Origin of the sequence: Cupriavidus sp. L7L (genome assembly GCF_004353535.1) — a bacterium.
Classification (GTDB): domain Bacteria; phylum Pseudomonadota; class Gammaproteobacteria; order Burkholderiales; family Burkholderiaceae; genus Cupriavidus; species Cupriavidus oxalaticus_A.
Window position 1 is genome coordinate 163556 of the sequence record NZ_SMNY01000001.1, and the last position, 26801, is coordinate 190356.

A 26801-nucleotide genomic window follows, 5' to 3' on the forward strand; every position below is an offset into this window, starting at 1 on the left:
ATGGCGCCCTGCGGGGCGCCATTTTTATTGGAGCAGATACAGACGGATCAAACCGGTTCCGAAAATCGCTCGATCCACGCCGCCAGCCGGTCAGCCGCGAAGGTCTCGGTGCGCGGCGCTGTCCGGCAGAGGATGGTGTCGCCATCGCGCGCGAACTGCACCGCGCCGCCAACCTCGTCAAGCCACAGCAGGCTCGCCAGCCAGGCCGCATGATGCGGCGATACCGGCGTACCTACCGGCTGCGCCAGGAACTCCGCCAGCGTGGCCGGCGTGGTCCACACCACCGAGTCGCCATCGCGGCGCACCACGTCGCTGCCGAGCGTGTCGGCAATGACCGCGACCGCATCGGCCGCGCCCTTGCCCGCGTTGGCGCTGCGCAGCGCCGCCAGGCGCGTGGCCACTGCATGGCCGAAGGTGCCGCTGCGCTCGGCCTCGGCACGCACGAGGTCGGCATAATCCATGCGCTGCCAGTCCGGGTCGGCATTGCGTGCGCCGGCCAGGTCGACCGCCGCCAGGTAGGTCTCCACCGGCTGGAAACGGCCCGGGCCGATCAGGCTCGCGCACAGCGCATGCAGCATGCCGATGCGGGTGGCCACGGTCTGCGTCTGCAGCACCGCCAGCTTCTCTCGCACCAGCTGGTCGCGCTCCTTGCGCAGGCCGGACAGCTCCAGTGCCTGCTTCAGCTCCATGCGCAGCGCGGTGATGTCCCACGGCTTCTTGATATAGCGGTGGATCTGCCCCTGGTTGACCGCCTCGACGGTCTGGTCCAGCTCGGAATAAGCCGTGGTCAGGATGCGCACGATGTGCGGATAGCGCTCGCGCGCATAGCGCAGCAGCTCGTTGCCGTATTCACCGGGCATGCGCTGGTCCGACACCAGCACCGCCAGGCTGTCGGCGTGCGCGTCCAGCAGAGCCTTGCCCTCTTCCACCGAACCGCCGGTCACCACCGGTGCCAGCGCCCCGATGGCGCGCTGGAAATACTTGACGGCGGTGGCTTCGTCATCGACGAACAGAATCGCCGGGGGTGGTGCCTGGGTGGCATTCGGTTCGCTCATCGGTCACTCCTAATCATTCGATTCTTGAAACTTGGAAAGTCCAGCGTCACGGTCGTGCCGGCGCCGGACGCGGATGCGATCCGGATGCCGCCGCCAAAGGACTGCATGACACGGTTGCAGAAAATCATGCCCAGGCCGCTGCCGCCGGCGCTGGCGTGGGTGGTCACGGGATCGACCAGCAGGCGCTCCATCACCTCGGGCGGGATGCCGGGTCCGTTGTCGCTGATATGGATTTCCTGGTGCGGCTGGGCCATCACCACGAAGCGCAGCGCCGGCGACGGCGTGCCGGCAAGCGCGCGCAGCGCGTTGCTCATCACCGAGGACAGCACCAGCGCCACGCAGTTGGGCAGCGTCTGCACCGGGAAATCGCCGTGCATCTCGACCTGCACCCACTGGCGCTGGTCGCCGGAAAACGGATAGGTATCGAGCAGCGACGCCACCAGCGCACCCGCGCTGACCTCGGCACCGGGCTCGGGCCGCGCCGCCTTGCTGCCGGCACTGCTGCGCACCGACTGCAGGAACGACGACAGCACCGCCAGGCAATATTGCGCGTTGTCATGCATGGCGCTGGCGGCCTGCCCGATCTCGCCCTGGCGCTGCTCGCTGTACTCGCCCGCGACCCGGCTTTCGATGCCGCGCGCGAAGTTGGCGATCGCCGCCAGCGGCGTGTTCAGCTCGTGCGCCAGGAAGGCCAGGGTCTCGTCGATCGCCATCAGCCGGTGCTGGCGCAGCGCGCGTTCGCGGTGGCGCTCGCCGGCCAGGCGCAGCACTTCGCGCACCTGCGCCACGCTCAGCGGCTTCTCCAGGATGCGGAACACCTCGCCGCTGTTGACCGTCTGCAGCAGCATGTCCTTGTCGGCATACGCTGTCACCAGGATGCGCACGATCTGCGGGTACAGTTGCGCCACTTCGCGCAGCAGCTCGCCGCCATCGCGGCCGGGCATGCGAAAGTCGGTTACCAGGACGGCAATGCGCGCGCCATCCGTGGCGAGCGTGGCGATCGCCTCCTCGGCACTGGCGGCCAGGAGTACCTCATACTCCGAGCCCACCGCGCGCGCGAAATACTTGCGCGCCATGTCTTCGTCGTCGACGTAAAGCAGGGTCGGCCGCGCTTGCTGCACCTCGGTCATGGTACTCATGACGGCTTACTCCGCGCGCGGCAGGTCGAAGCTGAACGCGGCCCACTGCCCCAGCTCGCTCTCGGCGAAGAGCTGGCCGCCATGGCGCTCGATCACCGCGTAGCTGATCGACAGCCCCAGCCCCAGGCCCTGCCCCACGTCGCGCGTGGTGAAAAAGGGCTCGAACACGCGCGCCAGGTTTTCCTCGGCGATGCCGGGGCCATTGTCGCGCACCGTGACGTGGAGCCGGCCGTCGGCCCAGCGCACCGTGGTATGGATCGCCGGCGCGGCCGTGCCGGCCTTGCGCATGGCCAGCGCGGCGTTGGAGAACAGGTTGATCAGCACGCCGATGACCGCGGCCTCGTCGCCCAGCACCAGCGTGTCGGCCGGCAGCTCGCGCGTCACCTTGACGCCGCGCAGCTCGTGCGCGGTCAGGCGGATCGAGGAATCCAGCGCCTTCTCGAACAGGAACGGCGTGCCCTCCACCTCCGCACCCGGCTTGCGGTAGGCGAAGGTCTTCAGGTCGGACACGATATGCTGGATGCGCTGCATGCCCTGCTTGGCATCGACCAGGCATTCGGTCAGCGACTCGCTCTCCTTGGCCTGCGGCTCTTCCATCGCCACCTCGATCGCCATCAGGCAGAAGTTGACCGGGTTGTTGACCTCGTGCAGCAGCCCGGCCGCCAGCGTACCGATCGCGGCCATCTTTTCCTGCTGCAGCATCTGGCCCTTGATGTCGACCAGCTTGCGGTTGATGACTTCCAGCTCGGCGTTGGTCTCGGCCACCTCCGCCTTCAGCCGGAACAGCATGAAACGCGCGCGCTCGTTGAAGAAGGTATAGACGCCGCTGGCGGCGGCCGCGAATAGCAGGAACAGCGAGTTGACGATAAACGTCCCCATCGGCTCGATGCCCCCTGCGTGGAACAGGCACGCCAGCACGTACAGCAGGTAGGAAAGCAGACCGAAGACCAGGTTCTGCCACAGCCCGAACGGCAGCGCGATGCCCGAGGCGAAGATCGCCAGGTTCAGGCCGACGTAGTAAGGCGACTGCACGCCTTCGGTCTGCGAGATCATCCACGCGATCATGATCTGCGGCAGCAGCAGCCAGGTCAGCGTCAGCCACGGCGCAAACCGGCGCCCGATCGCGCTGTACAGCATCACCACCACGCCCGCGATCAGCAGCGACACCACCACGCGCGCCACTGCGAACGCCAGCTGTTGCTGCGGATACTGGCCGTAGTCAAGCCCGACGCCGAGCAGGACCAGCACGATCGCGGTATAGGCGCCGCCGCGGCTGAACGCCAGGCGGAAGTCGGCCAGTTCGGACTGGTAACCGGCGTAGAGTTGGTTGGTGCTCATGGGGTGGTCCGCGCGGACAGCCTCATTCAATGGTGGCTTCGGCAAAGACGTTGACGCCGGTGGCGTCGACGTAGATGCGGTGCGAGTGCGAATTCTCCGGCAGCAGCTGCGCCATGCCGGCGTCGTCGCGGTAGATCAGGTACCACTCCAGCAGGTGCTCCATGCCGAATTTCTCTGGATTGTTGGCATGCACGTTGGTGACCAGCACCTGGCCGGCCGCACGCGAACGCGAGGCGAAATACGCCAGCAGCCGCGTGCAGACCTTGTCCGACAGGTAATCGAACAGCCCCGCGCAGTAGACCGCGTCGAACTCCCGGGCACTGATATCGTCAGGCGAGATGCGGCGCTTGAGCAGATCGTGCACCGACTGGTGCACCATCTCCACCGACACCTTGCGCCCGGCGCCAGAGGCCGCCCGCTCGATCGAACTGCGCGTGTATTCCAGCGTTTCTTCACTGAAGTCGACCAGCTGGAACGACAGCAGCTCGGGATTGGGATACTCCCGCACGAAGCGCTGGATCTCGAAGGCTGGCCCGCAACCCACGTTGAGCACGCGGAACGGGCGGCCGGCGGCGCGCGCGCGCTCGGCCTGGCGCGTCAGGAAATCCACCAGCAGGTCGATGCGGTTGCGGTGCGCGGTCGCCACCGCCGCCTTCAGGAAAGCGGTGTTGACGATCTGGAAGTAAGTGGTCGGGCCCTGCTGCGGATCGCTCAGGATCTGGTTGACCATCTCGTAGTCGCCGGCGTAGCCGAGCGGCTTGGTGAAGGTCCGGTACACGAACGGCGCGCGCAGCAGCAGCGGGTGCAGCGCCGACTGGGCATAGGTGCGGTGCACCGGCGCGATTTCCGGGTCCACGCGCTCGGCCTCGCCCTCGAGCCAGTCAAGGTAGGTCTTGGTCTTGACCATGATCGGCGTGGCCAGCTCGTAGAACACGTCCTCGCGCAGCTTGCCGTCCTTTTTCGGCAGCGATTCGGTCAGGTCGACCTGCTCGACCCAGCGCGATACTTCGGACAGGAAGGCGCGCATCTCGTTGACCACGATCTGGTAGTCGCGCCGGATATTGAAGCGCGTATCCCAGTCCTGCACGAACAGCTCGGCTTCGCGTGCCACCGACTTGGGCTCGTTGTTCAGGTCGGTCAGCTCGCGCCACTCGTCGATCAGCGTCAGCGATACCACCGCGGTCAGGCCGGTATTCACCAGGCTCATCACCACGGCCTTGCCCAGGTAGGCATTCTTGGCGCCCATGCGGACACTGAGCTCGCTCAGCACCTCGCTGACCTGCACGATCGAATACGGATTGTAGATTTCCATCACCAGAGACTTTCTCTGGAGATTGATGATCGTGCCCCGCACCTGCTCGCCCTGCGAGTTGCGGAAACTAACTACCGGATCGATTTGCGTTTTGGAATACACGGTATTGCGCCAGGGAAATCCGAGAAACGCTGCGGGCCATACTGCCTGGGCGGAACGGCCGGGTACAGCAGGAGGGGCGAGGGAATCGCGGGGAAGGCTACCGGTATCGGGATGTGCAGCGAATGCTCATAGGGATGCGCTATAGCCTGTTGGGAGGGTGGCGGTCCCGCCCTGTGCGGGAGAGCACCGACAAGCCCGGATCGTGTGGAATTGCCGCGGCCCATTGTACTGTGGCAATTGCGGCGCGTACAACCAAGTGCCTTTCCGTCCCCTCTTGCGGCGGGATCGGCTACAGGATACCCAAAACCATGAAAAAAGGCCGGCGATCGCCGGCCTTTTGTCGCTTCATGTGAGCGGCCCCTGCGGAGCCAGCCCATGGGCGCGCTCTTACTCGGCGCGCACGCCTTCCACCTGGATGGCGAGCTTGACTTCGGGCTTGAAGCCCATCTTCACGCCGTAGTCCAGGCCGAAATCGGCGCGGTTGAACTCGCCCACGGCGTCGGCGCCGCAGGCTTCGCGCTTGAGCATCGGGTGCTGGATGCACTTGAACTCGCGGATTTCCAGCTTGACCGGCTTGGACACGCCGCGCAGCGTCAGCACGCCGTCGACTTCGGTCGGCACGTCGCCCTTGAACTTGCTGAACTTGCCCTTGTAGGTCGCCTCGGGGAAGGCTTCCACGTTGAACATGTCCGGGCCCTTGGCGTGCTGGTTCAGCTTGGCATTGCCGAAATCGATCGAGGACGGATCGATCTTGACCTCGACGGTACCGGCCTTGGCGGCACGATCCAGCGTGACGGTGCCGCTGGACTTGTCGAACTTGCCGCGCCACGTCGACAGGCCGCCCAGGTGGTCGGCCTCGAAGCTCGGGTAGGTATGGGTCGGATCGAGGTTGTACGTCACGGTATTGGCCGAAGCCACGCCGAAGGCGGCGGTTGCGGAAATGGCCGCGACGGCGGCAACGACGGAACGCAGTTTCATGGGATCTCCCGACAAAATCAGGTTAAACAGGTTAAGCGGAACGTTCTTGGTTATTAACGTCCTGGTACGTCAGCGGATTGCCGGCCTTACTTCCTGGCCTGCACGATACGGAACTTGATCTGGACATCGTCGGCCACCACCGACGTGTCCTTCCACTCGCCGTCGCCGATATTGAAGACGGTGCGCTTGATCGGCAGCGCGCCCTCGAACACCTGGCTGGCGCCTTCCTGGCGGTAGGTGGCCGGCACCACCACGTCGACGGTCTTGCCCTTGATGGTCAGCTTGCCGGCGACGTCGTACTTGCCCGGCGTGCCGTTCTTGATGCTGGTGGACTGGAACACGGCCTTGGGGTACTTGGCCGCGTCGAACCAGTCCTTGCCCTTCACTTCCTTGGTGGTCTCGGCATCGCCGATCTCGAAGCTGGCGACGTCGATCTCGACCTTGGCCGACGAGGTGGCCAGCTTGGCGGGATCGAAACTGACCTGCGCGTCGAACTTCCTGAACTTGCCTTCCATCGGCACGCCGATCTGGCGCGCCACGGCGGTCACCGAGCTCTTGGCCGCGTCGACCTGGGCCCAGGCCAGGTTGGCGGCGATGCCGGCGGCGGCCAGCACGGCTGCCACGGTGGCGTTGAGGGCCAGCGAGCCGCGGCGGGAATGGCGATTCATCTTCAATGACTCCTGTCAGGTTCGGGGTTCGGCGCAAGGCGCCGCGGTAACGGTAATGTCAGCGCAGAAGTTCAGCGCAAGAACGGCAGCATCCGGCCCAGCGTGCCGTCGCGGTCGACGAACTGGTGCTTCACCGCCGCCGCCGCATGGACAACGACCACGGCGGCCATCAGATAGTTCAGCCAGGCATGCGCAAACTTGAGCACTTCCTTCAGTTCGTCGTTCTTCTCGATCAGCACCGGCATCTTCCACAGGCCGAGGTAGACCACCGGCACGCCAGCCGCCAAGCTGTAGAGATAACCGCTGATCGGAACGATCACGATCAGCAGGTACAGCAGGTGATGCGCGCCGGCGGCGGCCCTGGCCTGCCACGCCGGCGTGCCCGGCGCGACCGGCGGCGCCGCGTGCGTGGCGCGCCACAGCACGCGCAGCAGCGCCACGGCAAAGATCGTCACGCCCAGCCACTTGTGCCACGAATACAGCTTCAGCTTGGTCGGCGTCAGCCCCGGGATGCCGGTCATGTACAGGCCGAGCCCGAACGCGCCGAAGATCGCCAGGGCGACGATCCAGTGCAGCGCGATGGCGGTGGCACCGTAGCCGGCCGGGGCATTGGCGGTAGAACGCATCTGTTTCCTCTCGCCCGTGGTCATGGGCATTTCACAAATTTGGGGACGCACCCAGCAATTGGATCCGCCGGGCCGCTGAAGATTCTCGCATTATTGCGGCGGGAAGTGCGCCCATGCAGGACAGTCCTTCATTAAGTTATTCAAATGCTTTGAAGTGTCATTCTGCCGCATACGCCACAACGCCGCAGGCGGCCGGCCAGTTGGCGCAACCCGTTGCCACAAAAACAAAAAAGCCATCCTGCGGATGGCTTTTTCGGCTATGCCGACCTAGCGGCCGGCAGATGTGCCTTTAGATGCGCTCGGCCAGCGAAACCGCCTTGCCGATGTAGCTGCCCGGCGTCATGTCGAGCAGCAGCTTCTTGGCATCGTCCGGGATGGCCAGGCCGTTGATGAAGGTCTGCAGCGCCTCGCGCGAGATGCCCTTGCCGCGGGTCAGCTCCTTGAGCTGCTCGTACGGGTTGGGCACGCCGAAGCGGCGCATCACGGTCTGCACCGGCTCGGCCAGCACTTCCCAGCAATTGTCAAGGTCTTCGTCCAGGCGCTCGGGGTTGGTTTCCAGCTTGCCCAGGCCGCGCAGGCAGGCCTCATAGGCCAGCAGGCTGTAGCCGAAGGCCACGCCGATGTTGCGCAGTACGGTCGAATCGGTCAGGTCGCGCTGCCAGCGCGACACCGGCAGCTTTTCCGACAGGTGGCGCAGCACCGCGTTGGCCAGGCCGACGTTGCCTTCCGAGTTCTCGAAATCGATCGGGTTGACCTTGTGCGGCATGGTCGACGAGCCGATTTCGCCGGCCTTCGTCTTCTGCTTGAAGTAGCCCAGCGAGATATAGCCCCAGATGTCGCGGTTCAGGTCGAGCAGGATGGTGTTGGCGCGGGCGACCGCGTCGAACAGCTCGGCCATGTAGTCGTGCGGCTCGATCTGGATGGTGTACGGGTTGAAGGCGAGGCCCAGGCGGGTCTCGATCACCTGCTTCGAGAACGCTTCCCAGTCGAACGCCGGATACGCCGACAGGTGCGCGTTGTAGTTGCCCACCGCGCCGTTCATCTTGCCCAGCAGCTCGACCTGCTCGATGCGCTGGATCGCGCGCGCCAGGCGCGCGGCCACGTTGGCCATTTCCTTGCCCAGCGTGGTCGGGCTGGCCGGCTGGCCGTGGGTGCGCGACAGCATCGGCTGGGTGGCATTGAGCCTGGCCAGCTCCACCAGGCGGGCGTGCACGCGCTTGAGCGCCGGCACGATGACACCGTCGCGGGCGCCCTTGAGCATCATGCCGTGCGAGGTGTTGTTGATGTCTTCCGAGGTGCAGGCGAAGTGGATGAACTCGCTGGCCGCTTCCAGTTCGGCATTGCCCTTGACCTGCTCCTTGAGCCAGTACTCGACGGCCTTCACGTCATGGTTGGTGACGGCTTCGATTTCCTTGATGCGGGCGGCATCGGCTTCGGAGAACTTGTCCACCAGCGCCAGCAGCGCGGCTTCGGAGGCGGCGGAGAACTTCGGCATGTCGGGCAGGCCGGTCTGGGCCAGCGCGATCAGCCAGTGCACCTCGACCTTGACGCGGTTGCGCATGAAGGCCGCCTCGGACAGCCATTCGCGCAGCGCGTCGGCCTTGGCGGCGTAGCGGCCATCGATCGGGGAAAGAGCGGTGAGCGGCGAAAGCGAAGAGGTGGTCATGCTGGAAACCGGGGAAAGGAAGGAAATAGGGGACGTACGGTGCGCGCCGCGGGGGCTGGCGCGAAATCAGCGTCGGATCGGCGGAGGCGCCTGAAGCGCCGGCAACAAGGGCGAAGCGCCCGATGCGCCGCACCGGCACCCGGCGCTGCGCAACGCGGGATTTTACCACCCCTGCCCCGGCTCCGGGGCAGCGGTCCAGTGCGCCCGCGGGGCATCGGTGCGCGACCCCGCATTCGTCCGGTACCGCAGGTATACTCGCGCACGCCGTTCCAGTAGCCTGTTATGAAGTGCATCGGGCAGCAGCGCACCCCGGCGCCGTTGCCACGCGGCAGGCGATGCACTTCATAACAAGCTCAAGGGGAGAACATGAAGCTGTATGCGTCCCATACCAGTCCCTACGCGCGCAAGGTGCGCGTGGTGATGGCGGAAAAGAAGATCGACTACCAGCTGGTTGAAGAGGACGTCTGGTCGCCGGAATCGAAGATCGTCCAGTACAACCCGCTGGGTAAGGTGCCTTGCCTGGTGATGGAAGACGGCAGTGCCATCTACGATTCGCGCGTGATCGTCGAGTATGTCGACACGTTGACGCCGGTCAGCCGGATGATTCCGCAGGGCGGGCGCGAGCGGCTGGAAGTGCGCTGCTGGGAAGCGCTGGCCGACGGCCTGCTCGACGCGGCCCTGCTGGCTCGCCTGGAAGTGACACAGCGCGAGCCGCACGAGCGCAGCGAGCGCTGGGTCAAGCGCCAGCTCGGCAAGATCGACACGGCGCTGGCCGCCATGGCCCAGGGCCTGGCCGACCGCCCGTTCTGCACCGGCACGCACTATTCGCTGGCCGACGTCGCGGTAGGCTGCGCGCTGTCCTACCTGGATTTCCGCTTCCCCGACATCGCCTGGCGCGAGCGCCATCCCAATCTGGCGGCGCTGGAAGAAAAGCTGTCGAAGCGGCAGTCGTTCATCGATACCGCGCCGCCGCGCGGCTGAAACCCGCCTGCCTCAATAAAAAACACCCGCACGCAGCGGGTGTTTTTTATTCGGCCGACGGCAGCGCCTACTGGATGATGCCGCCGCCCAGGCACACCTCGCCGTCATACAGCACCGCCGACTGCCCCGGCGTGACGGCCCATTGCGCCTCGGCAAACCCCAGCTGCAGCGTGTCGCCGTCCGCCGCCTGCACGGTGCAGGCGGCATCGCTCTGGCGATAGCGGGTCTTGGCCGCCATCGCCGCGCCCGCGACCGGTGCCTCGCCCGCCACCCACGACAAGTCCGACGCGGTCAGCACCGGCGTCAGCAGCCAAGGATGGTCGTGGCCCTGCACTACGTATAGCGTGTTGCTCGCCATATCCTTGCGCGCCACATACCAGGCATCGCCGTTGCCGTCGCGGCTGCCGCCCAGGCCGATGCCTTTGCGCTGGCCCAGCGTATAGAATGCCAGCCCGATATGCTCGCCCACAACCTTGCCCTCGGGCGTCTTCATCGGGCCCGGTTTGGTCGGCAGGTAGCGGTTCAGGAAATCGCGGAACGGCCGCTCGCCGATAAAGCAGATGCCCGTCGAGTCCTTCTTTTTCGCGTTCGGCAGGCCGATCTCGGCGGCGATCTCGCGCACCCGGGTCTTGGGGATCTCGCCCAGCGGGAACAGCGTGCGCGACAGCTGCGCCTGGTTCAGCCGGTGCAGGAAATAGCTCTGGTCCTTGGTGTGGTCGAGTGCCTTGAGCAGCTCGAAGCGCCCTGCCGCGTTCTGGCGCACGCGCGCGTAGTGGCCGGTGGCGATGGTCTCGGCGCCGAGCGTCATCGCATGGTCGAGGAAGGCCTTGAACTTGATCTCGGCATTGCACAGCACATCGGGGTTGGGCGTGCGGCCGGCGGAGTACTCGCGCAGGAAATCGGCAAAGACGCGGTCCTTGTACTCGGCGGCAAAGTTGACCGCCTCGACGTCGACGCCGATCAGGTCGGCCACCGACACCACGTCCAGCCAGTCCTGGCGCGTGGAGCAGTACTCGCTGTCGTCATCGTCTTCCCAGTTCTTCATGAACAGGCCGATGACCTCGTAGCCCTGCTGCTTGAGCAGCCACGCGGTCACTGACGAATCGACCCCGCCCGACATGCCCACGACCACGCGCTTCCCGTTCGCGCTTCCGTTGCCGTTCGCGCTCACAGCTGTGCTCCCATGGACAACGCCGAAGGGTGCGTGTACAGCGCGTCCAGCGCGAAGCGCTTGCCGGCCAGGTAGTCGTCGATGCAGGCCATCACCAGCGGCGAGCGGTGGCGTTCCGGGCAGGCACGGATCTCGTCGGCGCTCATCCACACGGTGCGGACGATGCCGGTGTCGAGCTGTCGGCCGGCGTCGAGCGAGCCCAGGTCGCCGGTAAAGGCAAAGCGCACGTATGTGACATCCGTACCGGTGCGCGACGACAGCGAGCGGCCCATGTAGCAGCCGAGCAACGCGCGCGGCTCGAAGGTGTGCGCGGTTTCTTCCAGGGTTTCGCGGATGACGGCGCGGATCAGGCTCTCGCCCGGATCCAGGTGGCCGGCCGGCTGGTTCAGGCGCAGCCCGTCCGCAGTTTCCTCTTCGACCAGCAGGAAACGTCCGCCACGCTCGATCACGGCGGCAACGGTCACGCTGGCATTCCAATCACGTGGCATGATGCTCAATTTTTAGGCAATCTCGCATTCTACCGGTTGCCGGGCCATCGTGCAGCGCCATGGGCCTGCCGGCCGCCCAGCGCTGCGTAACTGTTCGGAACTGTCCGGAAATCCGGCACCGCAGTGCAGCAATAACCGACCACGCGGTCACACCATAGCGCGTCAGATTGCTGTAAGCTGCGAAAAAATTGTGCGCTGCGGCCAAACCGGCACGGCGAGCAACGGGCCAGACGTCGGTCCGACCAACCAGATTACGACGCCAGCTAAAGGAGAAATCGACGATGTACATCGGCATCCCGCAGGAGACGCGGGCAGGCGAAACTCGCGTCGCCGCCACCCCCGAGACGGTCAAGAAATACGTCGCCCAGGGCCACAAGGTGGTCGTGCAGGCCGGCGCCGGCGTTCGCGCCAGCCAGCCCGACGGCGCGTATGAAGCGGTCGGCGCCACCATCGGCACCGCTGCCGAAGCGCTGGGGGCACAGCTGGTGCTCAAGGTGCGCGCGCCCGACGACGCGGAACTGGCACAGATGAAGCCGGGGGCCGTACTGGTGGGCATGCTCAATCCCTTCGATGCCGAGAACAACGCGCGCATGGCGGCAGCCAACGTGATCGCGTTCGCACTCGAGGCCGCGCCGCGCACCACGCGCGCGCAGAGCATGGACGTGCTGTCGTCGCAGGCCAACATCGCCGGCTACAAGGCCGTGCTGGTGGCCGCGCACCACTACCAGCGCTTCATGCCAATGCTGATGACCGCCGCCGGCACCGTCAAGGCCGCACGCGTGCTGATCCTGGGCGCTGGCGTCGCCGGCCTGCAGGCGATTGCCACCGCCAAGCGCCTGGGCGCGGTGATCGAAGCGTCCGACGTGCGCCCCGCGGTCAAGGAGCAGATCGAATCGCTCGGCGGCAAGTTCCTCGACGTGCCGTTCCTGACCGACGAAGAGCGCGAGATCGCGCAGGGCGTGGGCGGCTATGCGCGGCCGATGCCGCCGGACTGGATGAAGCGCCAGGCCGAGCTGGTGCACCAGCGCGCGATCCAGGCCGACATCGTCATCACCACCGCGCTGATCCCGGGCCGCAAGGCGCCGGTGCTGCTGCAGGAAGCGACCGTGCAGCAGATGAAGCCGGGCTCGGTGGTGGTCGACCTGGCCGCCGCCCAGGGCGGCAACTGCCCGCTGACGGTGGCCGACGAAGTGGTCGAGCGCCATGGCGTCACCCTTATCGGCCATACCAACCTGGCCAGCATGGTGGCGGCCGACGCCTCGGCGCTCTATGCGCGCAACGTGCTGGATTTCCTCAAGCTTGTCGTCGACAAGGATGGCCAGTTCACGCTCAACCTCGAAGACGACATCGTCGCCGCCTGCCTGATGTGCCGGGACGGCCAGGTCGTGCGCGAGGCTGCGTAATGCCCGCGGGCGCCGCGCGCGAGGAAATCAAGACGGTTTGAGTCTGCGCCCCTCTCCCGCAAGCGGGAGAGGGGGCACGCAACGGTCTTCCAGAGCCACTGGCCCTTGACGTGCCCTGACCGTAATACTGCAAAGAACAACATAGCGACACGCAGCATCCCGGTTTCAAAGCAAAGGAGGAGAAGTCGATGGAGATGGTGAACCACACGGTGATCAACCTGATCATCTTCGTGCTGGCAATCTACGTGGGCTACCACGTGGTCTGGACGGTCACGCCGGCCCTGCATACGCCGCTGATGGCGGTAACCAACGCAATCTCGGCCATCATCATCGTCGGCGCGATGCTCGCCGCGGGCCTGACCGAAGGCGCCACGGGCCGCATCATGGGCACGCTGGCGGTGGCACTGGCCGCGGTCAACGTGTTCGGCGGCTTCCTGGTCACCCAGCGCATGCTGGAAATGTTCAAGAAGAAGGAGCCGAAGGCCAAGGCGGCCGAACCCAAGCAGGCACTGGCCAGGGAGGGCGCGTAATGGCAGCCGGCCTCGTCAGCATGAACCTCGTCACCCTGCTCTACCTGGTGGCCTCGGTCTGCTTTATCCAGGCGCTCAAGGGGCTGTCGCACCCGGCCTCGGCGCGCAAGGGCAATGCCTTCGGCATGATCGGCATGGCGATCGCGGTGGTCACCACGCTGGTCCTGATCATCAAGCTCAAGAATGAGTTCCTGGCGGCCGGCACGGCGCAGTCGTCGGTGGGCTCGGGCCTGGCGCTGATCTTCGGCGCGCTGGTGGTCGGCGGCGGCATCGGCGCCTACGTGGCGCGCAAGGTGCAGATGACCAAGATGCCCGAACTGGTCGCGGCGATGCACTCGCTGATCGGTCTCGCGGCGGTGTTCATCGCGGTGGCCGCGGTGGCCGAGCCGGCCGCGTTTGGCATCACGCCGGCAGGCTCGCACCTGATCCCGCTGGGCAACCGCATCGAGCTCTTCATCGGCTGCTTCGTCGGCGCCATCACCTTCTCCGGTTCGGTGATCGCCTTCGGCAAGCTGGCCGGGCGCTACAAGTTCCGCCTGTTCCAGGGCGCGCCGGTGGTGTTCGCCGGCCAGCACTGGCTGAACCTGCTGCTGGCGGTGGCGATGGTCGGCTTCGGCGTGATCTTCTTCATGTCGCAGGACTGGCTGCCGTTCCTGATCATGCTGGCGATCGCGTTCGTGCTGGGCGTGCTGATCATCATCCCGATCGGCGGCGCCGACATGCCGGTGGTGGTGTCGATGCTGAACTCGTACTCGGGCTGGGCGGCGGCGGGCATCGGCTTCTCGCTGAACAACCCGATGCTGATCATCGCCGGCTCGCTGGTGGGCTCAAGCGGTGCCATCCTCTCGTACATCATGTGCCGCGCGATGAACCGCTCGTTCTTCAACGTGATCCTGGGCGGCTTCGGCGGCGATGCGTCGGCTGGCGCGTCCGCCGGGGCGCAGGCGCAGCGCAACGTGAAGTCCGGCTCGGCCGACGATGCCGCCTTCCTGATGGGCAACGCCGAGACCGTGATCATCGTCCCCGGCTACGGCCTGGCGGTGGCGCGCGCGCAGCACGCGCTGAAGGAACTGACCGAAAAGCTGGCCGAAAAGGGCGTGACCGTGAAGTACGCGATCCACCCGGTGGCGGGCCGCATGCCCGGCCACATGAACGTGCTGCTGGCCGAGGCCGAAGTGCCGTACGACCAGGTCTTCGAGATGGAAGACATCAACAGCGAGTTCGGCCAGGCCGACGTGGTGCTGGTGCTGGGCGCCAACGACGTGGTCAACCCGGCGGCCAAGACCGATCCCAAGTCGCCGATCGCCGGCATGCCGATCCTGGAGGCGTACAAGGCCAAGACCATCATCGTCAACAAGCGCTCGATGGCGGCCGGCTACGCCGGCCTGGACAACGAGCTGTTCTACATGGACAAGACCATGATGGTGTTCGGCGACGCCAAGAAGGTGGTCGAGGACATGTTCAAGGCGGTCGACTAAGACCGCCGTGCCCGCAGGCGGCCGGGCCGTCCCGGCCGCCTGCGGCGCCGTGCCTTGCAAGGCAGCCACGGCGCGCTATACTGGCCTGCGAATGCGCACGCCGGCTTGCCGAATGCGCCGAACCCCTGCCCGCCGGCCCCGACGCCAACGCATCATGACCTTCAACCCGCATGACCGGAACCTGTCGGTCTTCCATCACCCGGTCCTGACCGTCCTGGTCGACGACAGCAAATCGTTCATCGACAGCCTGGCCTTCCAGATGGATGCCTCGCGCGCGGTCATCACCTTTACCGATCCGCGTGAAGCGCTGCAATGGATCCGCGAGGCCTATGCCACCCGCTTCCCCGGCTTCCTGCCGGTGCGGGTCACGCATGACGACCTGACCTTCCTGACCGAGCGCCGCACCGTCCAGCTCGACATCGACCGGATTTACCGCCAGATCCACGATGTCAACCGCTTCCTGCAGCCGGGCGTGATCGTGGTGGACTACTCGATGCCGCAAATGGACGGACTGGAGTTCTGCCAGGCGCTGCAGGACCTGCCGTGCAAGACCATCCTGCTGACCGGCACGGCTGACGAAAGCATCGCCGTGCAGGGCTTCAACCACGGGCTGATCGACCGCTACGTCAAGAAGCACGACAGCAATATGGTGGAGCGGCTGGACCAGGAAATCGAGGCCATGCAGCAGGCATACTTCGCCACGCTGTCGCGCACGCTGCGCGAGCTGCTGACGCGGCATTCGTTCTCGTTCCTGTCCGACCCGGCCATGACCGAGCGGGTGCGCCAGCTCACGGCGCGCTACGGCTTTGTCGAGTACTACCTGTACCCCAACCCGGCCGGCATCCTGCTGTTGACTGCGCAAGGCCACGCCACGCTGATGGTGATCGAGACCCGCGCCGGCCTGATGAGCCAAGTGGAATCGGCCGAAGCCTACGATGCGCCCGCCGCGCTGATCGAAGGCCTGCGCGAGGGCCGCCTGATACCGTTTTTCTGGCCGGGCAACGGCATGTACACGCCCGCCTGCATCGACTGGGAGCAATACTGCCTGCCGGCCGAGCGCTGCGAGGGCAACGAAGAGTTCTTCTACGCCCTGTTCGACCTGCCGCGCCACCTGCTGCAGGAGCCGGTGGTCAGCCTGCAGGGCTTCCTGGCCGATTTTTCGCGCCATTCCGAGGCCTTGACGGGGCGCAAGCGCCCCTGACACCGGCCGGGCACTGCCCGGACAGAGAGGCGCTCAGTCCGCCTGCGGCACCCGGTTGGTGCCGCGCACCATGTCAAAGCGGAACAGCCGGCATTCGATATTGCCGTTGTAGAGCGGCGTGCGGCGCGATTCTTTAAGCCGCAGCCGGCGCGGAAAGCCCAGGTCGCCGGTAAAGACCCACGCCTGCCAGCCCGCGAAGTTCTGCTTGAGCGTCGTGGCAAAGGCGTTGGCGAACTGGTTGGCGGCCGCCTCCTCCACCTCGTCGCGCGGCATCTCCTCCTCCGCCATGCGGCGCTGCCCGCGGACCGCGATGCGCTCGCCGTATGGCGGGTTCATCAGCAGCAGGCCCGGCTCGTCGTAGGGCGGCTGCACGAAGCGCGCATCGACCTGCTTGGTGCGCGCCTCGCCCGGCAGGCCGGCGCGCTGCCAGTTGGCCTGCGTGATGGCCAGCATGTCGGTTGAGATGTCCGATCCCACCACCTGCAACTCATCCGCCGAGGCCAGCATGCGCGCGCGCTGGGCGTCGTCCTTGAGCTTCTGCCACGCCTTGCGGTCGACGCCCTTGAGCCATTCGAAGGCAAAGCTGCGGCTGCCGCCCGGGGCAATGCCCAGCGCCACCTGGGCGGCTTCGATCAGGAACGTGCCGCTGCCGCACATCGGGTCGTAGAACGGCCGGAAGGTCTGCCCAGGGACCCAGCCCGCCAGGCGCAGAATGCCGGCGGCCAGGTTTTCCTTCAGCGGCGCCTCGCCCTTCTCGGTGCGCCAGCCGCGCTTGAACAGGGGCTCGCCGGTGGTGTCCAGGTACAGCGTGCAGTCGCGCTCGGTCAGGTGGGCATAGACGCGCACATCCGGGCTGACGGTATCGACACTCGGGCGCGCGCCGAGGCGTTCGCGCATGGCGTCGCAGACGCCGTCCTTGACCCGCAGCGCGATGAAATTCAGGCTGCGCAGCGGCGACTTGTGCGCGGTGATATCGACGCGCAGCGATTCGTCCGGCGAGAACCACTGCTCCCAGCGCACGCCGCGCGCCAGGTTGTAGATGTCGTCCTCGTGCCGGTAGCCGCGCGCGGCCACGCGCAGCAGCACGCGGCTGGCAATGCGCGAATGCAGGTTGACCGCATAGGCGGCGGCCATCTCGCCGGAGAAATTGACCCCGCCCGGCACCTCCTGGTGCACCGTGAACGGCGCCAGCGCGGCCACGCCCGGCCGTGCGGCGATCTCGCGCAGTTCTTCGGCGAGGGCGCCCTCCAGGCCGCGCGGGCAAGGGGCAAAAAAGGCTTGGGTCATGGGTCAGGTTTCCTGCAAACAAAAACGTCCGCCGTAGCGGACGGGAGATATCCGATAGCTTAGTTCAAGCGGCGGCGAGCGCGCGCTCGAGGAAGTCGAGCCGGTCCTGGCCCCAGAACGGCTGGCCGTCGAACACATACCACGGCGCACCGAACACGCCGGCCGAGATCGCATCCTGCGTGTTCTGCGCGTAGGCCGCCTGTACCGACTGGGCCTCGCTGGCCTTGAGCAGGCCATCGCCGTCCAGGCCGGCCTCGCCGGCGATCTGCGCCAGCGTGGCGGCATCGGCGATATTGCGCTGCTGCGCCCACACCGCTGCGCCGATCGCGCCGGTCAGCTGCATCGCGCGCGCGGTGCCGTGCGCCAGTTGCGCCGCGATGATCAGCTTGCTGGCCGCGTCGCCGGAGACCGGGAAGAAGGTTGGCTCCAGGTTCAGCGGCAGGTCCAGGAATGCGCTCCAGCGCTTGAGCTCGACCAGCCGGTAAGCCTGGCGCTGCGGCGGGCGCTGCGCCAGCGGCAGTCCGCCGGAGACGGAGAATACCTTGCCCATGTCGCAGGGCTTCAGGTTCACCTGCACGCCGTGGCGTTCGGCCATGGTGGCAAAGCGCGCATGGCCCATGTAGACGAACGGCGATTGCGGCGTCAGGTAGTAGTCAACCAGCTTGCTCATCTCGATCTCGCAATTTGTGGAGCGGTCGCCCTGCTCAGAACGGCTTGACGACCACCAGGATCACCACCGCCAGCAGCACCAGCACCGGCAGCTCGTTGAACCAGCGATAAAACTTGTGCGAGCGCGTATTGCGCCCGCCTTCGAACTTGCGCAGCAGTACGCCGCAGCCGTGGTGGTAGCCGATCAGCACCAGCACCAGCGCCAGCTTGGCATGCATCCAGCCCTGCCCGGTGCCGCGGCCGATGCCGTAGCCCAGGTACAGCCACAGCCCGAACACCACCGCCGGCACCGCCAGCATGGTCATGAAGCGGAACAGCTTGCGCGCCATCAGCAGCAGGCGCTGGGTGCTGGCGGCGTCGGTCTCCATCGCCAGGTTGACGAAGATGCGCGGCAGGTAGAACAGGCCGGCGAACCACGAAACGACGAAGACGATATGCAGCGCTTTGACCCAGAGCATCGGCGGACAGACGTTGGCTTGCGGTTGTTATTGTTGTTGGCGGGCCGGCTTGAGGTCCGGCCTCAGGTCCAGCTTCAGATCCGGATCTCGCCGTGCCCGAAGACCACGTACTTGAGCGAGGTCAGCCCTTCCAGCCCGACCGGGCCGCGTGCGTGCAGCTTGTCGTTGGAGATGCCGATCTCCGCGCCCAGGCCGTATTCGAAACCGTCGGCGAAGCGGGTCGAGGCGTTGATCATCACGCTGGCCGAATCGACCTCGCGGATAAAACGCATGCCCGCCGAGTAGTCCTCGGTGATGATCGAATCGGTGTGGTGCGATCCGTATTCGTTGATATGCGCGACGGCGTCATCCAGGCCGGCGACGGTCTTGATGGCGAGGATCGGGGCCAGGTATTCCAGGCGCCAGTCTTCCTCGGCGGCATCGACCAGGCCGCTGAAGCCGGCGGCTTCCAGCGTGGCGCGGGTGGCCGGGCAGACGCGCAGTTCGACGCCCTTCTCCTGGTAGATGCGGCACAGCGGCGGCAACGCGGTGGCGGCGATGTCCCGCGACACCAGCAGCGTTTCCATGGTGTTGCATGGCGCGTAGCGCTGGGTCTTGGCGTTGTCGCAGACGCGCACGGCCTTGTCCAGGTCGGCGGCGGCGTCGATGTAGACGTGGCAGATACCGTCCAGGTGCTTGATCATCGGCACGCGCGCTTCTTCCATCAGGCGCGCGATCAGGCTCTTGCCGCCGCGCGGCACGATCACGTCGACGAATTCGGTCATGGTGATCAGGCGGCCGACCGCGGCGCGGTCGGTGGTCTCGATCACCTGCACGGCTTCCGGCGGCAGGCCGGCGGCGGCCAGGCCCTCTGCCACCAGCGCGGCCAGCGCGGTGTTGGATTCAATCGCTTCGGATCCGCCTCGCAGGATGGTGGCGTTGCCCGACTTCAGGCACAGCGCCGCGGCATCGATGGTCACGTTGGGGCGCGACTCGTAGATGATGCCGATCACGCCCAGCGGCACGCGCATCTGGCCGACCTGGATGCCGGTCGGGCGGAACTTCATGTTTGAGATCTCGCCGATCGGGTCGGCCAGCGCGGCGATCTGCTCCAGGCCGGCGGCCATGGTGGCAATGGCCTTGTCCGACAGCGTCAGGCGGTCGACGAAGGCGGCATCCTGGCCGTTGGCGCGGGCACGTTCCACATCGCGCGCATTGACGGCCTTGAGCTTGTCGGCATCGCGGCGGATGGCGGCGGCAATGGTCAGCAGCGCCTGGTTCTTGTCCGCCGTGGAGGCACGCGCCATCGCGCGCGACGCCGCGCGGGCCTGGCGGCCGACGCGGTCCATGTATTGGTTGAGGTCGAGCTCGTTCATGTCAGTGGCCGGGGGAAGGCCGTCAGTGTGTGTTCCTCCCCTCTCCCGCGCGCGGGAGAGGGGTTGGGGGAGCGGGCCGGTGCATCAACGGGCGATATCGCAAGATTTCCCGCCTGCCTGCCCTCTCCCCCGGCCCCTCTCCCGCAAGCGGGAGAGGGGAGCAAACCCTCAGGGAAGCAAACCCTAGCGCGCAATCATCAGCGCCAGCTGCTGCAAACCGTCCCATGGCTCGGCGGGCAGCGGCGCGCCGCCCGGTGGCGGCAGGTCGTACAGGCCCTTGACCTGCCGGTCCAGCCGCGCCGCCAGTGCCAGCGCCGCTTCCAGCCGGGGCAGCTGGAGCCGCTGCGCGGCCTGTGGCACCAGCCGCTCGCGCGGGCCCCAGACGCGCAGTTCGCGCATCAGCACGCCCGCCGGCTTGCCGGCCGCAAGGCCTTGCCGGACCTTGGATAATACGCGAATTTCCTCAGTCAGCGCCCACAGCACCAGCACCGTCGCCTCGCCCTCGCCGCGCAGCCCTTCGAGCATGCGCACCAGGCGCGGCACGTCGCCCGACAGCATCGCCTCGGACAGCTTGAAAACGTCGTAGCGGGCCACGTTCAGCACCGCGTCGTGGACCTGGTCGAAGCTCAGTTCCCCCGGCGGGTACAGCAGGCCCAGCTTCTGGATTTCCTGGTGCGCCGCCAGCAGGTTGCCCTCGACCTTGTCGGCGACAAACTGCAGCGCGCGCCGCCCAGGCTCGCCGCCCTCGACGCGCTGCTGCTGCAGTGCCAGCCGCTCGCCGACCCAGGCCGGCAGCCGGGTGCGGTCCACCGTGTCGACCTTGATCGACACGCCGGCGCCTTCCAGCGCCTGGAACCACGCCGACTTGGAAGTGGCGAAATCCAGCCGCGGCAGCGTCACCAGCATCACCACGTCCGGCGACGGCTGCGCCGCCACCGCGCGCAGCGCCTCGCCGCCGTCCTTGCCGGGCTTGCCCGAAGGGATGCGCAGCTCGACGATCTTGCGGTCGCCGAACAGCGACATCGACTGTTGCGCCTCGACCAGCTGGCCCCAGTGGAAGCCGCGCTCGGCCACCAGCACCTCGCGCTCGGAAAATCCCGCTTCGCGCGCCGTGGCGCGCAGGCGATCCACGGCCTCCAGCACCAGCAGGTGCTCGTCACCGTGCACCACATACAGCGGCGCCAGGCCGCGGGCCCTGGCCTGCTTCAGGTGCGCGTCGAGCCCGTCGAGCTTGAGTTGCATGCCGTCACTCTGCCCTGCTCAGATGGCCTTGACCGCGGCCAGCCGGCGCATCAGCTGCTGCACGATGTCGCGCTGCATGTCGCGGTACAGCTGCTGCTCTTCGTAGTCCTTGGCCAGCGTGTTGGCTTCGTTGTAGGTCAGGTCGCGCGTCAGCACCAGCTGCGACGGCGCGATCAGTTCCTTGCCGGCGGCATCGCGCAGGCGGAAGGTGAAGCGCTGCGTCAGGCGGTATTCGCGCACCACGCCCTCGGTCGTGATCGACAGGATGGACTTGGTGCGGGTGTCCTGTAGCACGTCCAGCAGCGCGTCGGCCTCTTTCTGGTCGGCCACCACCTGGGTGTCGGAGCCGCCGCGGATGGCGCGGCGCAGGTCCGCGCCCATCAGCGAGTTGGGCGGGATCCCGATATAGAGCCGCTTGAACGCGAAGTCCGAATTGCCGCGCATGTGGAAGCCGCAGCCGGCCAGCAGGCCCGTTGCCGGCACCGCCAGCATCGCCGCGAGCGCCTTGCGGCGGCCCATGTTCAGTCGCTTCATTCTTGGCGATTCCTCAGTCAGGTTCCGGGCCGCTGACCCGTTACAGCACCACGTTCACCAGCCGGCCCGGCACCACCACGATCTTCTTCGGCGCCTTGCCTTCGGCAAACTTGGCCACGGTCTCGCAGCCGGCGGCGGCGGCCTCGATCGCGGCGCGGTCGGCGCTGGCCGGCACGGTAATGCTGCCGCGCACCTTGCCGTTGATCTGCAGCACCAGTTCGATCTCGCTGCGCACCAGCGCGGCTTCGTCGACCTGCGGCCACGGGGCGTCGAGCAGGCCGCCGGCTTCGGCGGCGAAGCCCAGCTGTTCCCAGAGGCCGTGGGTGATGTGCGGCACCACCGGGTACAGCACGCGCAGCAGGATGCCGAAGCACTCGCGGCGCGCGGCCGGCGAAGCGGTCTTGGCGTCTTCCAGCGCGTTCAGCATCTTCATCGTGGCCGAGACCACGGTGTTGTACTGGATGCGCTGGTAGTCGTAGTTGGCTTGCTTGAGCACGCCGTGGATCTCGCGGCGCAGCTCGGCGTCATCGGCCGTGATCGCACTGCCGGCGCCATCGCGCAACGCGGCGGCGTTGGCGTAGCCGTAGTTCCACACACGGCGCAGGAAGCGCGAGGCGCCCTCCACGCCCGAGCCGCTCCACTCCAGCTGCTGCTCGGGCGGCGCGGCGAACATCACGAACAGGCGCGCGGTGTCGGCGCCGTACTGGTCGATCAGCGCCTGCGGGTCGATGCCGTTGTTCTTGGACTTCGACATCTTCTCGATGCCGCCGATCACCACCGGCTGGCCGTCGGCCTTCAGCGCGGCGCCAACCGGGCGGCCGCGCTCGTCGGTCTGCACGTCGACGTCGGCCGGGTTGTACCAGTGCTTCTTGCCCGAGGCGTCTTCGCGGTAGAAGGTCTCGTTCAGCACCATGCCCTGCGTCAGCAGGTTGGTGAACGGCTCGTCGAACTTGACCAGGCCCAGGTCGCGCATGACCTTGGTCCAGAAGCGCGCGTACAGCAGGTGCAGGATCGCGTGCTCGATGCCGCCGATGTACTGGTCCATCGGCATCCAGTAGTCGTTGCGGGCATCGACCATGGTGGCCGCGTCCGGGCAGGTATAGCGCATGTAGTACCAGCACGAATCGATGAAGGTATCCATCGTGTCGGTCTCGCGGCGCGCGGGCTTGCCGCACGACGGGCAGGTGCACTGCAGGAAGCGCGGGTCCTTGGCCAGCGGGTTGCCGGTGCCGTCCGGCACCAGGTCTTCGGGCAGCACCACCGGCAGGTCCTGCTCGGGCACCGGCACCACGCCGCAGCTGTCGCAGTGGATCAGCGGGATCGGCGTGCCCCAGTAGCGCTGGCGCGAGATGCCCCAGTCGCGCAGGCGCCAGGTGGTCTTCTTCTCGCCAAGGCCCATCGCGCCCAGGTCGGCGGCGATGGCTTCCACCGCGGCCTGGTAGCCGAGGCCGTCATACTTGCCGCTATGGATGCAGGTGCCGTTTTCCTTGTCGCCGTACCATTCCTGCCAGGCTTCGGTCGAGTACGGCTGGCCCTTCACGTCGATCACCTGCTTGATCGGCAGGCTGTACTTGTTGGCGAAGGCGAAGTCGCGCTCATCGTGCGCGGGCACGCCCATCACGGCGCCGTCGCCGTAGCTCATCAGCACGTAGTTGCCGACCCACACATCGACCTTGTCGCCGGTCAGCGGGTGCGTGACCTGCAGGCCGGTCGGCATGCCCTTCTTCTCCATGGTCGCCATGTCGGCTTCCATGACCGAGCCGTGCTTGCATTCGTCGATGAAGGCAGCCAGTTCGGGGTTGTTCAGCGCGGCGTGCGTGGCCAGCGGGTGCTCGGCGGCGACCGCGCAGAAGGTCACGCCCATGATGGTGTCGGCGCGCGTGGTGAAGACGTAGAGCTTGCCGTCGTTGATCGGCTTGCCGTCCTCGCCCGGGATGTCATGCGTGAAGGCGAAGCGCACGCCCACGCTCTTGCCGATCCAGTTCTGCTGCATTACCTTGACGCGCTCGGGCCAGCCCAGGCCGTCGAGGTCGCCCAGCAGCTCCTCCGCATACTCGGTGATGCGCAGGTAGTACATCGGGATCTCGCGCTTTTCCACCACCGCGCCCGAGCGCCAGCCGCGGCCGTCGATGACCTGCTCGTTGGCCAGCACAGTCTGGTCGACCGGGTCCCAGTTGACGGTTCCGGTCTTGCGGTAGGCGATGCCCTTTTCCAGCATCTTCAGGAACAGCCACTGATTCCAGCGGTAGTAGTCCGGGCTGCAGGTGGCGACCTCGCGCGACCAGTCGATGGCCAGGCCCATCGACTGCATCTGCTTCTTCATGTAAGCGATGTTGTCGTAGGTCCAGGCGGCCGGCGCCACGCCGTTGTTCAGCGCGGCGTTTTCCGCCGGCATGCCGAAGGCGTCCCAGCCCATCGGCATCAGCACGTTGTTGCCGTTCATGCGCAGGTAGCGCGCCATCACATCGTTGATGGTGTAGTTGCGCACGTGGCCCATGTGCAGCTTGCCCGACGGGTATGGCAGCATCGAGCAGGCGTAGAACTTGGCCTTTTCCTTGCCGTCGGGGCCCGCTGCATGCTCCGACACGCGGTAGGCGTCGATGGCTTGCCAGTGCTGCTGGGCGGCTTGTTCAACGGCGGAAGGAAGGTATTTGTCTTGCATGGTCGGGACAGCAGTCAGGGCAACGATCAGGGCAGCGTCTGCGCGGCATCTGGCCTGCCGGCAGCCGGGGAAGCGTTGGAATGTGGGCGGCGGGCGCCCGTCTGGGGCGCCCGTCCGGCGAGCAATGCTAAAGCAATCGATTATAACCGTGGCGCCGGCGCTGGCCGCGCCGGGGGCGCCTTACTTCAGGCCCAGCACGTCCTGCATGTCGAACAGGCCGTTGGGCTTGTCGGCCAGGAAACGGGCCGAACGCACGGCACCGTCGGCATAGGACTGGCGGCTGGACGACTTGTGGCTGATCTCGATGCGCTCGCCGATGCCGGCAAACATCACGGTGTGGTCGCCGACGATGTCGCCGCCGCGGATGGTGGCAAAGCCGATCGAATTGGGATCTCGCTCGCCGGTATGGCCCTCGCGGGCATAGACGGCGCAGGTCTTCAGGTCGCGGCCGAGCGCATCGGCGATCACTTCACCCATCTTCAGCGCGGTGCCCGACGGGGCGTCGACCTTGAAGCGGTGGTGGGCCTCGATCACTTCGATGTCGTAGCCGGTCGACAGCAGCTTGGCCGCCACTTCCAGCAGCTTGAAGGTGGCATTGACGCCGACGCTGAAGTTGGCGGCAAAGACGATGCCGATGGACTTGGCGGCTTCGGCCAGCGCGGCCTTGCCGGCGTCGTCGAAGCCGGTAGTGCCGACCACCATCCTGACGCCCAGCTTCTTCGCCACGGCCAGGTGCGCCAGCGTGCCTTCCGGACGGGTGAAGTCGATCAGGCAATCCGCAGCGGCCAGGCCGGCTTCCAGGTCCGCCGTGATCGCCACGCCGGTGTTGCGGCCGAGGAACAGGCCCGCGTCCTGGCCCAGTGCCGGCGAGCCCGGCAGGTCGAGCGCGCCCGACAGCTTCACGCCCTCGGTGTTCAACACTTGTTCGATCAGCATGCGGCCCATGCGGCCGGATGCGCCTGCGATGGCGATGTTCATGGTGTCTGGCTCAGCGGAATGTGCGCAATACGCGAAAAGTGAATGGGCCGGTCATGGCTGACCGGCCCGGGAACAGATGGCAAGCCGCGGATGGCGGCTCAGTTGGCCTTGGACGCTTCGGCGGGCGCGGTGGCCTGGGCGGGGGCGGGGGCCGCAGCCGGCGGCGCTTCAGCCGCGGGGGCGGCAGATGCAGCGGGCGCCTGTGCCGGCGCGGCGGCCGGCTCGGCCGCCTGCCGCGGCACGAAGTTTTCCACGGTGGTCTGCGGCTCAGCCTGGGCAGCGGCCGTGCTGCTGGTGGACACCTTGCCCGGGGTCTGGTCCTTCAGCGCCTTCTTCATGCCGTCAATTTCGGCGATCAGCTCGTATTCGGACGGCAGTTCGTCGCCACCAAACTTGACCAGGCGGTCGCCATCGAAAAAGACCGTATAGCGGCGCTGCTGCACCACCGGGGTATTGCCGCGGCGGAACGAGAACACATAGTCCCAGCGGTTGGCGTGGAACACATCGGTCAACAGCGGCGTGCCGAGCAGGAACTTGACCTGCTCGCGCGTCATGCCTTCGCGCAGTTGCGAAGCGGCCTCGCGGGACACGAAGTTGCCCTGCACGATATTGATCCGGTACGGCGTGATGGCGTTGGCTACCTTGCGCGAGGTGGAATCGTAGGCCGAGCAGGCGCCGGCCAGCAGAGCCGCGGCCAGCAGGGAGACAACCAGCGTCGGGCGCATGGCGGACGAACGGATATAACGCATGTATCTCGCTTCCGGGAGGGAAAGGGAAAGTACGGAAAGTACCGCGGAAGACCGGCGCAGCAAGCGCTGCAAGAGCCGGCTACACCACATGCGCACGGGGCGCCTGCCGCGGCAACCACATGGGACCGACGGCAAATGCCTGAGGCGCGTTGCCCACATGGCATGCGGCACCGCGGGCGACTTTTGCTGTCAAAACCCTTATGATTCAACTATCCAGACATTGTACTCTAGGGAGTCACGCCCATGCCGAGTCCGGCGGACCTCAAGAATATCGGCCTGAAGGCGACCGTGCCCAGGCTGAAGATTCTTGAAATTTTTCAGACCAGCGAACAGCGGCACCTGAGCGCGGAAGACGTCTACCGTATCCTGCTGAACGAGCATATGGATATCGGCCTCGCAACCGTCTACCGCGTGCTCACCCAGTTCGAACAGGCAGGCCTGCTGTCGCGCAACAACTTCGAATCCGGCAAGGCCATTTTCGAACTCAACGAAGGCAAGCACCACGACCACCTGGTCTGCCTCGATTGCGGCCGCGTCGAGGAGTTCTTCGACTCCGAGATCGAGCATCGCCAGCAAAGCATTGCGCGCGAGCGCGGCTTTACCCTGCAGGAACATGCACTGTCGCTGTACGGCAACTGCACGAAGACCGACTGTCCCCACAGACCCAAACGATAAGCCGGCGCACGCACCGCGTAGCGCATCCGGCAAAACAAAAACCGGCGCCAGGCGCC

26 protein-coding genes are annotated in these 26801 nt (G+C 66.4%); 6 read left to right on the top strand and 20 right to left on the bottom strand.

The window, feature by feature from the left end:
• Nucleotides 1-47: 47 nt before the first annotated feature.
• The 8 genes from E1J61_RS00790 to purB all read right to left on the bottom strand — a co-directional run bounded on the left by E1J61_RS00790 (nucleotide 48) and on the right by purB (nucleotide 8884).
• Nucleotides 48-1055 carry a response regulator gene (locus E1J61_RS00790; RefSeq protein WP_133092290.1) on the bottom strand — a complete coding sequence of 336 codons (1008 nt, stop codon included), beginning with the start codon at nucleotides 1053-1055 and terminating at the stop codon, nucleotides 48-50.
• Nucleotides 1052-2185 (bottom strand): hybrid sensor histidine kinase/response regulator, encoded by a 1134-nt coding sequence (locus tag E1J61_RS00795; protein WP_133092382.1) that lies wholly within the window; start codon nucleotides 2183-2185, stop codon nucleotides 1052-1054. Before E1J61_RS00795 ends, E1J61_RS00790 begins: the two co-directional genes overlap by 4 nt.
• 15 nt (nucleotides 2186-2200) lie before the next feature.
• Nucleotides 2201-3532: a sensor histidine kinase gene (locus E1J61_RS00800; protein WP_133092291.1), complete on the bottom strand. Its 1332-nt coding sequence runs from the start codon at nucleotides 3530-3532 to the stop codon at nucleotides 2201-2203.
• Between the two features lie 22 nt (nucleotides 3533-3554).
• On the bottom strand, nucleotides 3555-4946 hold the full coding sequence (locus E1J61_RS00805; RefSeq protein WP_133092292.1) for a class I SAM-dependent methyltransferase: 1392 nt from the start codon (nucleotides 4944-4946) through the stop codon (nucleotides 3555-3557).
• Nucleotides 4947-5333: 387 nt separating this feature from the next.
• Nucleotides 5334-5924: a YceI family protein gene (locus E1J61_RS00810; RefSeq protein WP_133092293.1), complete on the bottom strand. Its 591-nt coding sequence runs from the start codon at nucleotides 5922-5924 to the stop codon at nucleotides 5334-5336.
• A gap of 86 nt (nucleotides 5925-6010) precedes the next feature.
• The gene (locus E1J61_RS00815) at nucleotides 6011-6592 is read right to left on the bottom strand and encodes a YceI family protein (protein WP_133092294.1); all 582 of its coding nucleotides are present in this window, start codon (nucleotides 6590-6592) and stop codon (nucleotides 6011-6013) included.
• Between the two features lie 71 nt (nucleotides 6593-6663).
• On the bottom strand, nucleotides 6664-7218 hold the full coding sequence (locus E1J61_RS00820; protein ID WP_133092295.1) for a cytochrome b: 555 nt from the start codon (nucleotides 7216-7218) through the stop codon (nucleotides 6664-6666).
• Nucleotides 7219-7507: 289 nt separating this feature from the next.
• Nucleotides 7508-8884 carry an adenylosuccinate lyase gene (gene purB, locus E1J61_RS00825; RefSeq protein ID WP_133092296.1) on the bottom strand — a complete coding sequence of 459 codons (1377 nt, stop codon included), beginning with the start codon at nucleotides 8882-8884 and terminating at the stop codon, nucleotides 7508-7510.
• 366 nt (nucleotides 8885-9250) lie between these two features.
• Between purB and E1J61_RS00830 the strand changes: the two genes are divergently transcribed.
• On the top strand, nucleotides 9251-9865 hold the full coding sequence (locus E1J61_RS00830; protein WP_133092297.1) for a glutathione S-transferase family protein: 615 nt from the start codon (nucleotides 9251-9253) through the stop codon (nucleotides 9863-9865).
• 67 nt (nucleotides 9866-9932) lie between these two features.
• Here the strand turns inward: E1J61_RS00830 and mnmA are convergent, their stop codons facing one another.
• From mnmA to E1J61_RS00845, 3 genes are read right to left on the bottom strand one after another with little or no spacing between them, the layout of a single operon-like run.
• Nucleotides 9933-11036, bottom strand: coding sequence for a tRNA 2-thiouridine(34) synthase MnmA (mnmA, locus tag E1J61_RS00835; protein ID WP_256376119.1), 1104 nt, complete (start codon nucleotides 11034-11036; stop codon nucleotides 9933-9935).
• Entirely contained in the window at nucleotides 11033-11524 is a 492-nt protein-coding gene (locus E1J61_RS00840) for an NUDIX hydrolase (protein WP_133092298.1), read from the bottom strand. The genes mnmA and E1J61_RS00840 overlap by 4 nt, the downstream gene beginning before the upstream one ends.
• Nucleotides 11514-11813 carry a hypothetical protein gene (locus tag E1J61_RS00845; RefSeq protein ID WP_133092299.1) on the bottom strand — a complete coding sequence of 100 codons (300 nt, stop codon included), beginning with the start codon at nucleotides 11811-11813 and terminating at the stop codon, nucleotides 11514-11516. Before E1J61_RS00845 ends, E1J61_RS00840 begins: the two co-directional genes overlap by 11 nt.
• Between E1J61_RS00845 and E1J61_RS00850 the strand changes: the two genes are divergently transcribed.
• The 4 genes from E1J61_RS00850 to E1J61_RS00865 all read left to right on the top strand — a co-directional run bounded on the left by E1J61_RS00850 (nucleotide 11806) and on the right by E1J61_RS00865 (nucleotide 16136).
• Nucleotides 11806-12927 (top strand): Re/Si-specific NAD(P)(+) transhydrogenase subunit alpha, encoded by a 1122-nt coding sequence (locus E1J61_RS00850; protein ID WP_133092300.1) that lies wholly within the window; start codon nucleotides 11806-11808, stop codon nucleotides 12925-12927. The two genes, E1J61_RS00845 and E1J61_RS00850, sit on opposite strands and share 8 nt — an antisense overlap.
• Nucleotides 12928-13115: 188 nt before the next feature.
• Nucleotides 13116-13457 carry an NAD(P) transhydrogenase subunit alpha gene (locus E1J61_RS00855; RefSeq protein ID WP_133092301.1) on the top strand — a complete coding sequence of 114 codons (342 nt, stop codon included), beginning with the start codon at nucleotides 13116-13118 and terminating at the stop codon, nucleotides 13455-13457.
• Nucleotides 13457-14935 (top strand): NAD(P)(+) transhydrogenase (Re/Si-specific) subunit beta, encoded by a 1479-nt coding sequence (locus E1J61_RS00860; protein ID WP_133092302.1) that lies wholly within the window; start codon nucleotides 13457-13459, stop codon nucleotides 14933-14935. The genes E1J61_RS00855 and E1J61_RS00860 overlap by 1 nt, the downstream gene beginning before the upstream one ends.
• Before the next feature lie 154 nt (nucleotides 14936-15089).
• Entirely contained in the window at nucleotides 15090-16136 is a 1047-nt protein-coding gene (locus tag E1J61_RS00865) for a response regulator (protein ID WP_133092303.1), read from the top strand.
• A gap of 33 nt (nucleotides 16137-16169) precedes the next feature.
• On the opposite strand, the gene E1J61_RS00870 is transcribed toward E1J61_RS00865, so the two are convergent.
• The 9 genes from E1J61_RS00870 to E1J61_RS00915 form a co-directional block, all read right to left on the bottom strand.
• A complete protein-coding gene (locus E1J61_RS00870; RefSeq protein ID WP_133092304.1) occupies nucleotides 16170-17423 on the bottom strand; it encodes a class I SAM-dependent RNA methyltransferase in 1254 nt (417 codons plus the stop codon).
• 64 nt (nucleotides 17424-17487) lie between these two features.
• Nucleotides 17488-18093 (bottom strand): 2-hydroxychromene-2-carboxylate isomerase, encoded by a 606-nt coding sequence (locus tag E1J61_RS00875; RefSeq protein WP_133092305.1) that lies wholly within the window; start codon nucleotides 18091-18093, stop codon nucleotides 17488-17490.
• A 34-nt stretch (nucleotides 18094-18127) separates the two neighbouring features.
• Nucleotides 18128-18550: a CopD family protein gene (locus tag E1J61_RS00880; RefSeq protein ID WP_063241672.1), complete on the bottom strand. Its 423-nt coding sequence runs from the start codon at nucleotides 18548-18550 to the stop codon at nucleotides 18128-18130.
• Between the two features lie 74 nt (nucleotides 18551-18624).
• On the bottom strand, nucleotides 18625-19905 hold the full coding sequence (locus tag E1J61_RS00885; RefSeq protein WP_133092306.1) for a glutamate-5-semialdehyde dehydrogenase: 1281 nt from the start codon (nucleotides 19903-19905) through the stop codon (nucleotides 18625-18627).
• Nucleotides 19906-20088: 183 nt separating this feature from the next.
• The gene (gene holA / locus E1J61_RS00895; RefSeq protein ID WP_133092308.1) at nucleotides 20089-21147 is read right to left on the bottom strand and encodes a DNA polymerase III subunit delta; all 1059 of its coding nucleotides are present in this window, start codon (nucleotides 21145-21147) and stop codon (nucleotides 20089-20091) included.
• A gap of 18 nt (nucleotides 21148-21165) precedes the next feature.
• The gene (gene lptE, locus E1J61_RS00900; RefSeq protein ID WP_116318117.1) at nucleotides 21166-21681 is read right to left on the bottom strand and encodes an LPS assembly lipoprotein LptE; all 516 of its coding nucleotides are present in this window, start codon (nucleotides 21679-21681) and stop codon (nucleotides 21166-21168) included.
• Nucleotides 21682-21721: 40 nt separating this feature from the next.
• On the bottom strand, nucleotides 21722-24343 hold the full coding sequence (gene leuS, locus E1J61_RS00905; RefSeq protein WP_133092309.1) for a leucine--tRNA ligase: 2622 nt from the start codon (nucleotides 24341-24343) through the stop codon (nucleotides 21722-21724).
• A gap of 180 nt (nucleotides 24344-24523) precedes the next feature.
• Nucleotides 24524-25321: a 4-hydroxy-tetrahydrodipicolinate reductase gene (gene dapB, locus E1J61_RS00910; protein ID WP_133092310.1), complete on the bottom strand. Its 798-nt coding sequence runs from the start codon at nucleotides 25319-25321 to the stop codon at nucleotides 24524-24526.
• Between the two features lie 98 nt (nucleotides 25322-25419).
• Entirely contained in the window at nucleotides 25420-26070 is a 651-nt protein-coding gene (locus tag E1J61_RS00915) for an outer membrane protein assembly factor BamE (RefSeq protein ID WP_133092311.1), read from the bottom strand.
• A gap of 243 nt (nucleotides 26071-26313) precedes the next feature.
• Here E1J61_RS00915 and fur point away from each other — a divergent pair, with 243 nt between their 5' ends.
• Nucleotides 26314-26745 (top strand): ferric iron uptake transcriptional regulator, encoded by a 432-nt coding sequence (gene fur / locus E1J61_RS00920; RefSeq protein WP_010813212.1) that lies wholly within the window; start codon nucleotides 26314-26316, stop codon nucleotides 26743-26745.
• Nucleotides 26746-26801: the final 56 nt, after the last annotated feature.